Source organism: Streptomyces pyxinicus (assembly GCF_024753135.1).
Lineage (GTDB): Bacteria > Actinomycetota > Actinomycetes > Streptomycetales > Streptomycetaceae > Streptomyces > Streptomyces pyxinicus.
The window spans coordinates 58,013-71,646 of sequence record NZ_JANUGP010000026.1; the positions used below are offsets into that span (position 1 = coordinate 58,013).

10 protein-coding genes and 2 pseudogenes are annotated in these 13,634 nt (G+C 70.4%); 3 read left to right on the forward strand and 9 right to left on the reverse strand.

Features of this window, described 5'->3' with window-relative positions; genetic code table 11:
* Window positions 1-816 precede the first annotated feature (816 nt).
* Both NX794_RS27630 and NX794_RS27635 read right to left on the reverse strand, forming a co-directional pair.
* Window positions 817-1,200 carry a hypothetical protein gene (locus NX794_RS27630; protein ID WP_258781856.1) on the reverse strand — a complete coding sequence of 128 codons (384 nt, stop codon included), beginning with the start codon at window positions 1,198-1,200 and terminating at the stop codon, window positions 817-819.
* Window positions 1,194-1,427, reverse strand: a pseudogene (locus NX794_RS27635) (ATP-binding protein); the annotation flags it as partial. The pseudogene NX794_RS27635 and the gene NX794_RS27630, both read right to left, overlap by 7 nt.
* Here NX794_RS27635 and NX794_RS27640 point away from each other — a divergent pair.
* A pseudogene (locus NX794_RS27640) lies at window positions 1,416-1,778 on the forward strand (cation efflux transmembrane domain-containing protein); the annotation flags it as partial. The pseudogenes NX794_RS27635 and NX794_RS27640 overlap by 12 nt on opposite strands.
* Before the next feature lie 153 nt (window positions 1,779-1,931).
* On the opposite strand, the gene NX794_RS27645 reads toward NX794_RS27640, so the two are convergent.
* Window positions 1,932-2,510 (reverse strand): hypothetical protein, encoded by a 579-nt coding sequence (locus NX794_RS27645; protein ID WP_258781858.1) that lies wholly within the window; start codon window positions 2,508-2,510, stop codon window positions 1,932-1,934.
* A gap of 448 nt (window positions 2,511-2,958) precedes the next feature.
* On the opposite strand from NX794_RS27645, the gene NX794_RS27650 reads away from it, so the two are divergent.
* Window positions 2,959-3,144, forward strand: coding sequence for a DUF397 domain-containing protein (locus tag NX794_RS27650; protein WP_428985970.1), 186 nt, complete (start codon window positions 2,959-2,961; stop codon window positions 3,142-3,144).
* Window positions 3,145-3,222: 78 nt separating this feature from the next.
* Window positions 3,223-4,131, forward strand: a complete 909-nt coding sequence (locus tag NX794_RS27655; protein ID WP_258781861.1) for a helix-turn-helix domain-containing protein — start codon at window positions 3,223-3,225, stop codon at window positions 4,129-4,131.
* Between the two features lie 19 nt (window positions 4,132-4,150).
* Here NX794_RS27655 and NX794_RS27660 read toward each other — a convergent pair whose 3' ends face one another.
* The 6 genes from NX794_RS27660 to NX794_RS27685 all read right to left on the reverse strand — a co-directional run bounded on the left by NX794_RS27660 (window position 4,151) and on the right by NX794_RS27685 (window position 13,317).
* Window positions 4,151-4,978, reverse strand: coding sequence for an SAM-dependent methyltransferase (locus tag NX794_RS27660; protein WP_258781862.1), 828 nt, complete (start codon window positions 4,976-4,978; stop codon window positions 4,151-4,153).
* A 178-nt stretch (window positions 4,979-5,156) separates the two neighbouring features.
* On the reverse strand, window positions 5,157-5,360 hold the full coding sequence (locus NX794_RS27665) for a hypothetical protein (RefSeq protein ID WP_258781864.1): 204 nt from the start codon (window positions 5,358-5,360) through the stop codon (window positions 5,157-5,159).
* A gap of 1,133 nt (window positions 5,361-6,493) precedes the next feature.
* Window positions 6,494-7,900, reverse strand: a complete 1,407-nt coding sequence (locus NX794_RS27670) for a Cys-Gln thioester bond-forming surface protein (protein ID WP_428985971.1) — start codon at window positions 7,898-7,900, stop codon at window positions 6,494-6,496.
* Window positions 7,901-8,149: 249 nt separating this feature from the next.
* Window positions 8,150-8,626: a single-stranded DNA-binding protein gene (locus tag NX794_RS27675; protein ID WP_258781869.1), complete on the reverse strand. Its 477-nt coding sequence runs from the start codon at window positions 8,624-8,626 to the stop codon at window positions 8,150-8,152.
* Window positions 8,627-9,021: 395 nt separating this feature from the next.
* Window positions 9,022-11,265 carry a GTPase gene (locus tag NX794_RS27680; protein WP_258781871.1) on the reverse strand — a complete coding sequence of 748 codons (2,244 nt, stop codon included), beginning with the start codon at window positions 11,263-11,265 and terminating at the stop codon, window positions 9,022-9,024.
* 444 nt (window positions 11,266-11,709) lie between these two features.
* Window positions 11,710-13,317, reverse strand: a complete 1,608-nt coding sequence (locus tag NX794_RS27685; RefSeq protein ID WP_258781872.1) for a dynamin family protein — start codon at window positions 13,315-13,317, stop codon at window positions 11,710-11,712.
* Between the last annotated feature and the right edge of the window lie 317 nt (window positions 13,318-13,634).

The following is a 13,634-nucleotide window of genomic DNA, read 5'->3' on the forward strand; positions in this document are numbered from 1 at the left end:
CTCCCGGGGCCCCTATTGACACATCGACCTGGTTGGGCGAAAATGACTTTTCGCCTACTTCAGTGTGTCTGTCCTGTGTAGGTCGAGGTGGAGCGCTGGGCACTGCGAGCCCTACTTTTTAGCCACATTCGACTACACCCCGTTTCGTCAAAGGGTGTAGTCCGTGTTTTTCCAGATCGTGATCCTTCTGAGTCTCGTGCTCTCTCCGCTGGTGCGCTTGGTGATCGGCCTTGTCGCACTGCGTAAGTGCGACAGTTGCGACGTACCGGAGGTAGTGAGGGCTCTGGCTCTCAGCAAGAGGAAGTAGATACGAAGCTGGAGTCCTGGCCTCAAGTCAGGGCTCCAGCTTTTCGCCTCAGGCTGTGCCGCTCTCCTCAACCAACCACTCTCCCCAGCTCCCATCCCGTCCGCCGTCGACCCACACACCGTGGAGCGGGCGTGGTTCCTGGCGTCCAGGTGGAGCGCGCCACTGTACGAACGACCTGGACGCCAGGGGCCGCGTCTGCTCGGCTCTGCCTGGGTCGACGGTGGACGGGATGGGAGCACCCCGCGCACGCCACTGCGGACCCGCGGTCGGGAACGGCGCCCCCTCCATCCCGGTGCCGGCCGATCCCCCGCCGGAGGCATGGCCGTGACCGTGGCCGCTCTGTGCGGTGATCGACTCATGGCCACCGGTCCTACCCACATGCGGGCGCGCGTCGGCGGCGGCAGCGCCGAGCGGGCCGGAGGCAGGAGCGCGGGCGCAGCCAGAGCCGGGAAGCGCGCCCGGCGGAGCGGAGCGCAGCCGGGGCTTGAACCAGTAGAGAAAGTTGTAACTCAGTCGGTCGCGTGGGCCTTGAAACGGTATGCGCACGCCGGCAGTTCGGTGCCCTGACGATGAGCCAGCGGCAAGTAGAGCACTGGTCTGATCGTCCACGTGATCCGGGTGCCGGCGTGGGTGACAGACCCCGTGCACGGTTCGGCACGCAGCAGGGCTCGACGCGTCTCGATGCGGCCCTCGTACAGCCACTCCCACGCCGCGTCCGATGCGTCCGCGTCCAGTGCCGGTGAAATCGTGCGGAGTACGACCGCTACCCAACGGTCCGCCTGCGGCGCTGAGTAGGCGTCGAACGATGCCAGCAATGCCGGCGGCCACTCCTCGGTCAGGACCTCGGTCCAGCACTCACACCAGTAGCCCCGCTGCGGTGTCGTCATCAGCATGGGAAGCCTCCACGCCGAGCGTCCGCGTACAGCTCCGCGGTGACCGTGTGGCCCTGGTCGCTGTCGTGCACGACGACCCGGTGCGCGATGACGCCGACCATGCCCAGGCCCCGGCCGTGCTCGGCGTCCTGGTCCTGGTGCTCGACCTTTGGGGCCGTCCCCGTACCGCCGTCGTCCGTGACCGACACCGCCACCACTTGAGCGGAGACCGCGACGGCCAGGTCGAAGCCGACCGCTCCCTCCCCGGCATCGCCCTCGCCGCCCTCTCCCTGGCGGTCATGCCCTTCCTGTCCGCGGCCCAGCGCAGGGCCGGCCGCGAACTCGGCTCGGCGAGCGCCGTCGCCGACTCCCAGCAGACCCTGCTCTGCACCTACCTCTCCGCCGTACTCCTCATCGGCCTCGTCCTCAACGCCACGCTCGGCTGGTCCTGGGCCGACCCGACCGCCGCCCTCGCCATCGCCGTCATCGCCGCCAAGGAGGGGCGCGACACGTGGCGGGGCAAGGGGTGCTGCGCCGCTCCGCCAGCGGCGGCGGCGCGAGCGGACTCAGGGGCGGACGCGTGCGGTTGCGGCTGCTGAGGCCAGGCGCTTAGAAGGCGCTTGGTCTCACGACCGGCGAGCGAGGACAGCACCGGCCCCGGCCGCCGATGGTGGCCGGGCAGATCGACCTTGTTCCGGCGAGCCGCGCAGCAGCGGTGGACTCTCAGGGACCGGCGAAGGGCTGATTCGCCGTCAGCCGATGTCCCGGCACAGGGCGAAGGCCTGGATGTGGCCTTCCTTGGTGTGCGACCTGGCGGCCCACGCGTTCGGCCGGCTCTCGGACGGGCCGTTGACGTCCACCGAGTCGTAGGGGGTTCCGCCGACGCTGTACACCGGGTTGATGGCGTAGCCACCGGTCACCAGATTGGTGTTCGCGGGGCACTGGGCGTAGGAGGTGTCGCCGCCGTTGCGTACGTGGTCGGCGACTGCCCGGGTCGGCGCGGAGCCGCTGTCGCACAGGGCGTATGCCCTGATCCGCCCCGCGTGCGGCTGCGCCGCCCACGCTCCGGGGTGGCTCACCGAGGGGGCGCTGGCCTGCACGGTGTCGGAGTAGGCACCCCCGTAGGTATAGGCGGGAGCAGCGGAGTAGCCGCCGCCGACGAGCTGTGTGCCGTCGGGGCACTGCGCCCAGGAGACCTCGCCCGGCCCCACTTCCGGGCCGCTGACAGCCCGCACCGTACTGTCGGCCGCACTCGCTGTCGCACCCCCCGCCATGAGCCCTGCCACCGCCAGGACCGCCGTCCCGATGCCGCCGCCGATTCGCCGGAGCACGCTCACATTCCTGGAACTCATCCGCTTCTGTCACCTCTCACAGCGATGGGAAACGCCCCCATGAGGAGCGCCAGGAGAATGCTGTGTCAGGGAGGACCACGGGAAACGATCTCCGGGGTTCGTGCATCCGTAAGCGTGAACTTCCCACGCCGGCACGGGAGATCTCGCCGCACCTCACGGGTGTTTCTGCATTGAACTTTTAGCCGGCACTCGCAGTGGATCACTCGAAAGTGTGCCGCAATGTTCGAATAGAGCGGTCCCTAATTCCGCTACGGTGGAACCCGTGCAATTGCATCGCGGGATTGCATGAGGTGTCGCCTGCCAGCCCAGCGGTGGGCATGGCAGTGCGACGGCCAAGTCGGATCAGCACATCACGACTGACAGGAGGTGGGCGCACGTGGAGATGTATTCGAACGGTCTCCCTGCCGATTCACTCAAGGTGGAATGGGTGAAGAGCAGGAAGAGTTCCGCGAACGGCCAGTGCGTCGAACTGGCCGCGCTCCCGGACGGCAGGGTGGCCATGCGGAACTCGACGGACCCGGCCGGCCCCGCTCTGGTCTTCCAGGGTGCCGAGATCGCGGCATTCCTGGACGGGGCGAAGAAGCAGGAGTTCGATCACCTGATCGACTGCTAGTCAGAAATTCATTCGAGGGGACGCGCGGCCCTCCAGCGTGCCATCATGGACTCATGCTGAGCACTCGTTGGAGGCCGCGTGTCCCCTGTGTCTGAGGGCGTTGTCCCGCTTTTCGGAGAGCGGCCGAATCCCGAGGTCGCGCCAACTGTCGCCGGTCTCATGCTCGGACGCCGGCTCCGCGAACTGAGGAGTGAGCGCACCCTCGGCGTGGTCGCGAAGGCCATCAACGCGTCCGTGTCGAAGATCAGCCGTCTGGAGCGGGGGGAAAGTCCCCCGGATTTCCGGGATATCCGTGAACTCGCCGCATTCTTCGGGCTCGACACCGATGAGCGGTGGCGGCTGATGGGGCTTGCGCAGCGGGCCGTTGAACCGGAGTGGTTCGAGGGCAAGTTCTCCGACTGCGCGCCGCAGTGGATGAAACGTCTCATCGGGATCGAGGCGCAGTGCGCGCTGCTGCTGACCTTCGAGGCCTTCATCGTTCCGGGGCTGATCCAGACGCCACGGTACGCGCAACAGATCATCCATGACGGCCTGGAAGTGGCGGCGCGCACCCCGGACGTCATCGAGTTGCGTGCCGAACTGCGGGCGGAGCGCCAGGACCGGTTCTTCCACCAGGCGCTCCAGCCTCACGCCACGTTCCTGCTCGACGAGAGCATCCTGTACCGCATGGTCGGCGACGAGACCGTCATGTACGAGCAGATCCAGAAGCTCATCGACCTCATGGACGACCCGCGAGTCTGCATCCGGGTCGTCCCGCTCAGCGGGAAGGTGGTCTCCAACCACGCCTCGATGACCCACCTGAGCTTCGATGTGGGCGAGTTGCCTCCGATGGTGTACGTGGAGGGCAACGACAACGCCGACTACCACTCGCAGACGCGTGACGTCGAGCGTTTCGCGACGCTGCTCCTGCGCCTGAGCAACAACTCCGCTCTGAACCCGAAGGAAACCCTGGAGCTGCTCCAGAACGTCCAGAAGCGCTACGTCTAGCCCACGTCCTGGGGTCCGTCTAGGGATCCGTCCGCGCCGACCGTGGCGGCACTTCCGCCATGCCGCCGTAGTCCATCCACTCGACGCTGCGGTCGTGCTGACGCAGGTCGGAGTCAGGTCGCCAGTCGGTGACGTCCACGAGCCCGGGGCGGTGCAGGGTCAGGTTCTCGAAGAAGCGGTCGACCTCCCACTTCTCCCGGACTCTGCCCCAGTGGTCGTCCGTCTGCTTGCGCATCAGGTCGGTCACCTGGTCTCGGAGGCCGACGTCGTCGCTGACGAGATGGCAGATCACCACGAAACTACCCGGTTTGAGCCGTGAGACCACTCGTCGGACGATGCCCGCCGGGTCGTCTCTGTCCTTGACGCAGTGCAGGACCGAGATGAACAGAGCAGCCGTCCGCTCTTTCAGGTCGATCAGGCGACCGAATTCCGCACTCTCGAAAACGGCCTCCGGGTGTGTCATGTCGCCTTCGATGATGGTGGCGTTGCCGTCGTGCGAATCAAGGATCGAACGGCCGTGGGCGAGGACGACCGGGTCATTGTCCACATAGACGACACGTGCGTCGCGGTGAACGGCCTGTGCTACCTGATGCACATTGTTCTGGGTCGGCAACCCGGAACCGAAGTCGACGAACTGCTTGATGCCGTGTTCCTCGGCGAGCGCGCGGACCACGCGTTCCAGGAACCAACGGTTGTTGCGCGCCAGCGCTTTGGTGGTTGGCGCATAGCGCAGGAGTTCCTCACAGGCCAGACGGTCTGCCTCGTAATTGAAGTGCCCGCCCAGCAGCCAGTCGTACATCCTGGCCGCACTGGGAACAGACAGGTCGATCGGTCGGTTGTCAGCCAACGCGCATGCCCCTCCTGGTCGAGCCCCGATCTCTCCAGGGAATTGATCGGCATCCTAGGAGAGCATGGCAAGATCCACCACCGCTCTTTGAGGCGATGGTGGCGTGCAGGGTGGCGCGTATGTGGCGCGGAGGTGGCGTTCTGGGCGCTGAACGCCACTACTGGCCGCGAATATTGACCTACGAACGAGGGACGACTTCCTCCAAGTGTTCGAGTGCTTGTCGGGGAAGCAGCCGTATCGCTGCCTGAAGGCCGGCCGCGACGAAGTGGTGATCAACCCCCATGACGTCGGCAACGGCATTCGGCGATAGCCCGAGCCGGTACCTGAGCAGGACGACGTCCGCGACGTCGGGCACGCAGGTCTGGTAGAGGCTGTCGATCACGCCGTCACCCTCTGTGCACAAGGTCGTTACGTGGTAACGGAGTTGATGCCACGTGCCTGTCGCCAGGCAGGGCTGGCGCAAAAGCTCCGTCCATCGGCTGCCGATGGCCCCTACGGCGGAGGCCACGGCCAGCCGCGACGGCGCGTCCGCGTGCAGGCGTGCTCGCGCGTAGCGGAAGTACAACGGCTCATACAACTGGCGGAACGCCTCGTATCCGAGACGGTCGGAACGGCGTGATGCCGTGTGACGCGTCGATGCGGCGGTGGTCGGCGCGGCTGTCGGGCGGGTTCCGGACCCATCGGCGTGCGCGGGCGGAGGTGAAGAGGTAGAGAGATTCGCTTTCCGCATGGTGACCTCGAATCCGGCTGTACTGGCCGAGGGCCTGCGCTGCCCATGGCCGAAGCGGCCCAAGCCCGTTGACTCCGTGCGTGGTCGGTAACAGCGGATCTGCAGGGTGATTTCCAAGTCGGTCACGGCCAGGGAAAAATTGGCCGGCCAGTGGACCGCTGCCTCCGGCAGGGCAGATGTGATGGCATATGCCAACGCGAACGTGAGGCAAAGGATCAGCCCGCGAGTGCCTTACGCCGCGAGATCACCCCATGAGGGAAAGCGAAACTGATACCGTGCAATTGCCTGGAGAGCCGCCAGCGCTCTCGGCGAATCAGGTTGGGCATGGTGCTTCCTTACTCGACTGCGGTTCGCACCCCCGGGCCGGGTAGCCTCCGGCCTCTGGGGCAGGCTCGCGTGATGCGGAGCAAGACTGACGCTACCCGCGCCGGCGCGCCGAGCGGCCCGAATTCCGGCCCCGTGCAAAGTCAGATTTTCGGCGCCCACACCGAGGGCCTCCAGGGCGGATTCCCGGGGATCGGCTGAGCGAACAGAGCGCCTTTGTTCGATTGCCGTGGTAGCGCCCCGTGGGCATTGCGCCTGCCTGACGGCGGATCCCGAACTCCCGTACGAGATTGTTGGCCTCGGCATCGGTGGCAGCGGGCAGCAGAACACCGGTCGGGCAAGGCCGAGCGCCTGCACTCGGTTGTCGGGGTGTTTCCTGCGAGGACCGGGAGGCGGGGCGATGGCGTGTGACGTGGACGCGTCGTCGTACGCCGACCTGTCGCTCCGGCCAGTGCGGGCGGTCAGCCGTTCTGCTGTTCGCGGTTGCGGAGGATGATCAGGACCGTGCCGCCGATGACCACCAGGCCGATCGCGAGGCCCGCGATGAGGGGGGTGATGGCGGAGCCGCCGGTGGCGGCCAGGTCGGTGTTGTCGGGGATCGCGGAGCCGCCGACCGTGGCGGGGCTGGGCTGGTTGTGGGCCGGGGCGTGCTCGGTCGTGACCGCGCCCTGGGTCTTGCAGTCGAGCAGGCCGGTGACGTGGTGGCTGAAGCCGTTCGGGCCGGTGATCGTGAAGTCGTAGGCCTGGTCCTCCTGGAGCGGGACCGTCACCGTGCGGGTGGCGCCCGCCGGGACGGTGTGCTCGGTGCCCAGCAGGTCGAAGGTGAACGGCCTGTCGCCCGTGTTGGCCGTGATGACGTCCACTCCGCCCGCGGCGCAGTCCTCCCGCGTCGACACCGCCGGTATGGCGCCCTCAGCCGCCCAGTTCGCCGTCGCCGTCGCGGAGACCGTGGACTCGCTGGAGCCCGCCAGGATCTGGGTCTGGCTGCGGCTGTCGGAGGCGAACGCGCGGCCCACCGGGACCGTGGTCGACGCCTGGAGCGTCAGCTGTGCCGTGCCGTCCGCCGCGGACTCGGGCACGTCGAAGTAGACGCGGCTGCCGTCCCGGGCGGAGGTCAGCGTCTTGCCGGTCTTGTCGGTGATCCGCACACCGCTGGAGGCCGCGTCCGCCGGCGGCAGCACCGTGACCGCGTCCGCGTTGGTGTGCACGGTGACCGGTCCCAGCACGTCACCGGGCCGGCCGGAGACCGCGGGCGGGTCCAGGGTGAGCGAGGCCTGCGGCTCACCGAGGTTCCGGGCGCTCTTCTCCAGATAGTCGGCGAGCTTCTCCGCCTGCGGGTCCACGGCGTCGACCTTCGCGCCGTCCGAGTAGCGCCAGATGGCCACCTGGGTGCCGGCCGCCGCGTCCTGCTCGGTGAGCGCACCCGCGCCGGCCCGCCGGGCGAGCGTGGCGAGGTCGTTGACCTGGGGGTAGGAGTTCTGCAGTATCCAGCGGATCCGGCCGGCGTCCTTGTTGGCGCCCAGAGAGGTGCCGCTCCACGGCGTCTCCTCGTAGCGGGCGTCGCGCTGGGTGGGGTTGTGCAGGTCCACGCAGTACGTCTGGAGCGTGCCGCCGCCGTCCACGGACATCTCGAACAGCCCGGCCGACACCCGCTGGTCCCCGCCGCCCTCGTGGATCACGGCCTCGCCGTAGGTCTTGAGCCCGTTGATCGTGGCCGCCGCGCCGCCCTGAGTCCCCGGTCTCCCGTCCGCCGCGGCCGTACCGGCCCCGGACAGCACACCGGCGGCCACGAGACCGGTCGCCGCCGTGGCGGCGGCCAGGCGGGCCGCTCCGGTGGACCGGCAGAACCCAGAGAGCGCAGCAAGCACAGAATTCCCTTCGAGCAGGACCGTTGGACGTGGGGGACGGTCCCACCAGCAGAATCGGCAGCCCCGAAGGGCATGCCCGGCATCCTATGGACCAGCCGGTACCTCATCTGCCGGTCGGATCATCCGATGGCGGATCCGATCCGCAATCGTTATCCCGGGGACCGGTCATGAGCTGGGGTTATCGATAAATCCACCGGTTCGCCGGAGGGCATGCACCGGTAAGAGCCCCATTGAGCGCGCTTCCTGACGTCACGTCATTACCGCTGATTCCGGCGTCTGTTGTGCCGGGTCACCATCCGATGTGTTCGTCGGGCGCGGTGTCTCCCAGTTCGGCTCCGGCCGGCCCGCCGTCGCCGGTGGCTCCGGTTTGGCGGCGCGATGGAAGACCGCCGTGCCGCGCGCCAGGTCATGGCCGATCGCCACGGCGTCGATGTCGGCCGAGGTCCACTGCTGCTGGCCCTCCCGCGCGTCCGTGCGCACCTTCAACCGCCCCTGGATCACGAGGGGCTGGCCCACCTCCACCGACGCGGCCACGTTGACCGCGAGCTGCCGGTTGGCCCACACCGTGAAGAAGTTGGTGTGCCCGTCCGTCCAGGTGCTCTTCTCCCGGTCCCAGTAGCGGGCGGTCACCGCCAGGCGGAACCGGGCCGACGGTCCGGCCGCCAGCTCCCGGTACACCGGCGCGGTCGCCACGTTGCCCACCACGCAGACGATCGTCTCGTTCATGTCCTCGTTCCCCTCCCCCGGCCGCTCGGCGGCGGCCGGTGGACATCCGTACGGGTCCGTCCCGTGCGGCTGCGTCTGCCGTGCCGGCGCCCCCGCGGCGGTCCCGTGACCACCGCGTGCACCCGCACGCCCGCCGACCGCCGCCCGCCCCGCCGCACACCTACCGGCGGGACGTGTCGTGCGATCGCCGTGCCCTCAGACTGCCTCCGCCGAGCCGAACCCGCCGAGGACTGTGGACGGCCCCCTGACCTGTGGAAAACCCCGCCACCCGAGTGGGTGACGGGGCCTTCAGCACCGTCCGGCCTTCAGAGCCGCCAGGCCGTCAGAACCGTTGGGCCGTTGGGCCGTTGGGCCGTTGGGCCGTTGGGCCGTTGGGCCGTTGGGCCGTCAGAGCCTCACCTCACCCCGGCCCCACCCCGCACCACCCGCGCGAACTGCTCTCGCACCTCCCGGTACCGCAGCAGTTCCGCCGCGACCGGATCGAGGACCCGGGCCCGGCCGCAGCTGGCCGCGGCCTCCCTCAGCTGCCGTTCCGCCTCCAGGCCGCAGCGCCTCGCGGGTCCCCTGGCCGCCATCCGCGACCCCCACTCCACCAGCGGCCCCCCGACGATCCCGCAGATCATCAGCAGGACCGGCACTCCCAGGTTGGGCTCCATGACACCGGCGATCTGGCCGACCAGCCACAGGCCGCCCACGATCTGGAGGAGAGTCATCGACGCCTGCACCAGCACCGCCACCGGCCACCACCCCGGCCGGGGCGGACGGCCCGGCAGCGCGGCCCCCGCAGCCAACTGGTCCAGGGCCTCCGGCAGGCCCTGCGCGCCGCGTACGGCGGCCTCGCGCACCGCCTGTGCCCAGGGTGCGGGCAGCCCGGCGGAGGCCCGGTCGGACACCGTACGGACCGCTTGTTCGACCCGTTGGCGGGCGGTGGCCTCCTCGTCGGCCTGGGTGCGCACCAGGTGCCGGCCGGTGGTGCGTTCGCCGCGGTCGTGGAACCAGCGCCACAGCCGGAGCCAGGGGTCGCCGCAGGCACGGTTGGCGTTGCGCAGCCAGGCGCGCTCGGCCGCCTCGCCCGCCGCCGTGGCGCCCACCGCGTCCGCGAGCCGTGCGGCGAACTCCTCGCGCGCCTCCTCGCTGAGCCCGGTGCGCCGCCCGGTCGCGTACACCGGGCGCAGGTCGGACGCGGCGGCGTCCACGTCGGCGCCGACCCGGCGGGCCGCCGCGCCGCGCTCCGCCACGAACTGGCCGAGCGCCTCGCGCAGGTCGTCCATGCCCTCGCCGGTGAGCGCGGACAGGGCGAGCACGGCGGCGCCGGGCTCGCCGTGCTCGCCGAGTGCCACGCCGTCCTCGTCCAGCAGCCGCCGCAGGTCGTCCAGCACCTGGTCGGCGGCCTCGCCGGGAAGCCGGTCGACCTGGTTGAGGACGACGAACATGACTTCCGCGTGTCCGGCCATGGGCCGCAGATAGCGCTCGTGCAGCACGGCGTCGGCGTACTTCTCCGGGTCGACCACCCAGATCACCGCGTCGACCAGCTTGAGGATCCGGTCGACCTGCTCGCGGTGCTGTACGGCGGCCGAGTCGTGGTCGGGCAGGTCCACGAGGACCAGCCCGCGCAACTGCCCCTCGCCCTCGGCGCTCTGCACCGGGCGGCGGCGCAGCCGGCCCGGGATGCCGAGCCGGTCGATCAGCCCGGCCGCGCCGTCGCTCCAACTGCACGCGATCGGCGCCGCCGTGGTCGGACGCCGTACGCCCGTCTCCGAGATGGGTGTACCGGCGAGGGAGTTGAACAGCTGCGACTTGCCGCTGCCGGTCGCTCCCGCGATGGCCACGACGGTGTGCCGGCCGGAGAGCTTGCGGCGCGCCGCCGCCTCGTCCAGCACCCGGCCCGCCTCGGCGAGGGTGTGGCCGTCCAGGCGGGCCCGGGAGAGCCCGACGAGTTCGCGCAGCGCGTCCAGCCGGGAGCGCAGCGGGCCGTCGTACGCCAGCGGAGCCGGGCCCTGCCCGCGCGCGGGGGCGCGGCTCGGCGCCTCCAGGGCGGCGGCCCGCTCGGCGGCGAGCGCGGCGGCCCCGGCACCGGTGACGCGCCGCGCGATGAGCCCGTCGTCCCAGGCCTCGGCGGACTCGGGATCGGCGGCGTCGGGTGCGGAGGGGTGGGCTACTGAAGTGTCGGCTACGGAGGCGTCGGGTACGGAGGCGTCGGGTACGGAGGCGTCGGGTACGGAGGCGTCGGCAGGGCGGCGCTTCTTGCCGACATCAGCCTCCCGGGCGGGTCGGGGCTCCGACGGCTCCTGGACGGACGCGGGCTTCGCCGGCTCCTCCACGGACCACGGCTTCCGGGGGCCCTCGGCCGTGCGGGAGGCCGGGGAATCCTCCGTACGGCTGCTCGGTGATGGCGTCCCCTGCGTACGGCGCGGCGCCTCGGCGAGGCCGGACCGCCGGCCTTCCTCCGCCGGACGGGGCATCAGCACGCCCTCGGGCCTGCGGGGCTTCAGAGGGTCCTCGGCGGGACGCGGTGCGGGCGGGTCCTCGGTGTGACGGGGCTTCGGCGTGTGCGGGACGGCGCCGAAGCGACCACCGGCGCCGTACGACACCGGCCGCGCCTGGTCCGCGTCGGCGGCGGGACGGTGGGGGTCGGCCACCGTTTCGTCCGTCCCGCGCGCGTGGGGCTCACGTGCGGACGACCGCTCCCCCGCTTCCCCGGCGCCGCGGAAGCCGCTGTCGCCCGGTGCCGGGGAAGCGTCTCCCGAAGGGCCACCGGTGTCGGGCGAACCCTCCGTACCGCCCGAGCCGCCGGAGCCGCCCGTGTGCTCGCCGTACTTCATGGGTCCCGTCCCGTTATCGCTGTCGCTGCCGTGCCGCATGCGCCTGCTGTGACCGATGCGGTCGAAGTGGTCCAGGTGCTCGGTGCGAGCGCCCCGATCGCTGTGATCGAGGCGGTCGCTGTGATCGAAGCGGTCCTGGCGATCCATGTGATCCGGGCGATCGGTGCGATCGGTGCGATCGGTGCGGCCAGCGTGGCCGGCGTGTTCGTCCGCGTGATCGGTGTGATCCGCGTGGTCCTGGTCAGTGACGGCGGTCACCGGTCACCTCTCCTTCTGCAGTACCGACAGCGCGGCGATGAGTTCGGCCTGCGGGTCGGGACGGACGTCCAGGGCGTCGAGCGGGGCGAGGCGCCGTTCCCGTTCGGTGTGCATGACACGGTCCACGTGCTCCATGAGCAGGCGCCCGGCCCGGTCCCGCAGCCGCAGCGCACCGTGGGCGCCGAGCCGCCCGGCGAGTCCCTCACCGGCGTTGCGCGCCCGTTTCCCGCCCAGCAGCGCGGTGGCGACGACGGCGGCGACGACCTCCGCGTCCGGGGAGACCGTGCGGTCCAGCTCCCGGGTCTCCTCCTCGGCGTACTCCTCCAACTCGCGCCGCCAGCGCCGTACGGCGATTCCGATGCGGTGCTCGGCGCTCTCCAGGGAGGCGTCGCGGTGGGCGAGTGCGGGGGCGCCGGCGGCCGGTTCCGCGCGCCAGGCCTCGTCGACGCGCTCGTCCGCGGCGGTCACGGAGCACAGCAGGAGGGCGGCCAGGCTCTCCACGAGGGCGTCGAGCAGTTCACCGGCAGTGCAGTCCAGCGGGAAGGCGCGCCAGCGTTTGAGGGCGTCGCCGGCGAGGACGGCACCGGCGCCGAGCCGCCCGCGTACCCGGGCGCGCTCGGCGTCGTAGGCGGCCTCGACGGTGGAGGTGAGGCGCAGGGCCGCCGCGTACTGGGCGGCGGCGGCACCGGCCAGCTCCGGCATCCGGGACCTGAGCGAGTCGAGCACGCCGTGCGCCGTTCGGGCCACGACCTGCTGCCGGGCGGCGGGGTCCTGGACGTGCTGGACGAGCCAGCCGCGCAGGGCGGCGACGGCGGTGGCGGGCAGCAGGCCGGCGCCCCAGGCGGACTCCGGCAGCTCGGGCACGGTGAAGCGCGGTACGTCGCCGAGGCCCGCCTTGGTGAGCAGGGCGCCGTACTGCCGGGAGACCTCGGAGACGACCTGGTGGGGGACGCGGTCCAGGACGGTGACGAGGGTGACGTCGTACTCCTTGGCGGTGCGCAGCAGGTGCCAGGGGACGGCGTCGGCGTACCGGGCGGCCGTCGTCACCATGACCCAGATGTCGGCGGCGCAGACCAGTTCGGCGGCGAGGGCGCGGTTCTCGGCGATCAGCGAGTCGACGTCGGGGGCGTCGAGCAGGGCGAGGCCGCGCGGGAGGCTCTCGACGCTCTCGACACGCAGGACGCGCTCGGTGGGGTCGCCGTGGGACAGGAAGTCGTCGACGGGGTCCTGTCTGGGGGCCCACACGCGGGTCAGCCCGGGCAGGACCCGCAGGTCGCTGAACCAGTGATGGTCCTCCGGATGACAGACGAGGACCGGGGTCCGGGTCGTCGGCCGGAGCACGCCCGCCTCGCTGACGCGCCGCCCGACGAGGGAGTTGACGAGCGTCGACTTGCCGGCGCCGGTGGAGCCGCCGATGACGGCAAGCAGCGGCGCCTCGGGGTGTCGGAGCCGGGGCAGGAGGTAGTCGTCGAGTTGCGCGAGGAGTTCGTCGCGGTTGGCACGCGCGCGTGGCGCCCCGGCCAGGGGCAGCGGAAAGCGTGCGGCGGCGACACGGTCGCGCAGAGCGGAGAGTGTGTCGAGCAGCTGAGGCCGTACGTCCAAGGTCACCACATGCGAAGAATGCCCAATTTCAGGGGAATTCTGAAGCATATAGACATGTCTGCGCGCCGACCGGGTGGATCGGACAGATGGGATGACTGGGACAATGGCTCAGTCCAGGCATAACGAGTGCACAACACCAGGGGCGCCAGCCGCCCAAAAACAGTGCACGATTCGTACCTGCCTGCGATTATCAGGACCGCTTCACCGAACCTCCACATCGAGCCACGGAGGTGGAGCGACAGGGTCAAGGATCGAGGAGCCCTATCCTTGACCACGGCAACGTCACTGACCAGCCCCTCCCGGGGGCGCCAGGTACGAGGCCACCC

Bases quoted from the DNA above. Each gene is read 5' to 3' on its own strand.
- NX794_RS27630 (WP_258781856.1), bottom strand. From the start codon at position 1,200: ATGCTGATGACGACACCGCAGCGGGGCTACTGGTGTGAGTGCTGGACC.
- NX794_RS27675 (WP_258781869.1), bottom strand. From the start codon at position 8,626: ATGAACGAGACGATCGTCTGCGTGGTGGGCAACGTGGCGACCGCGCCG.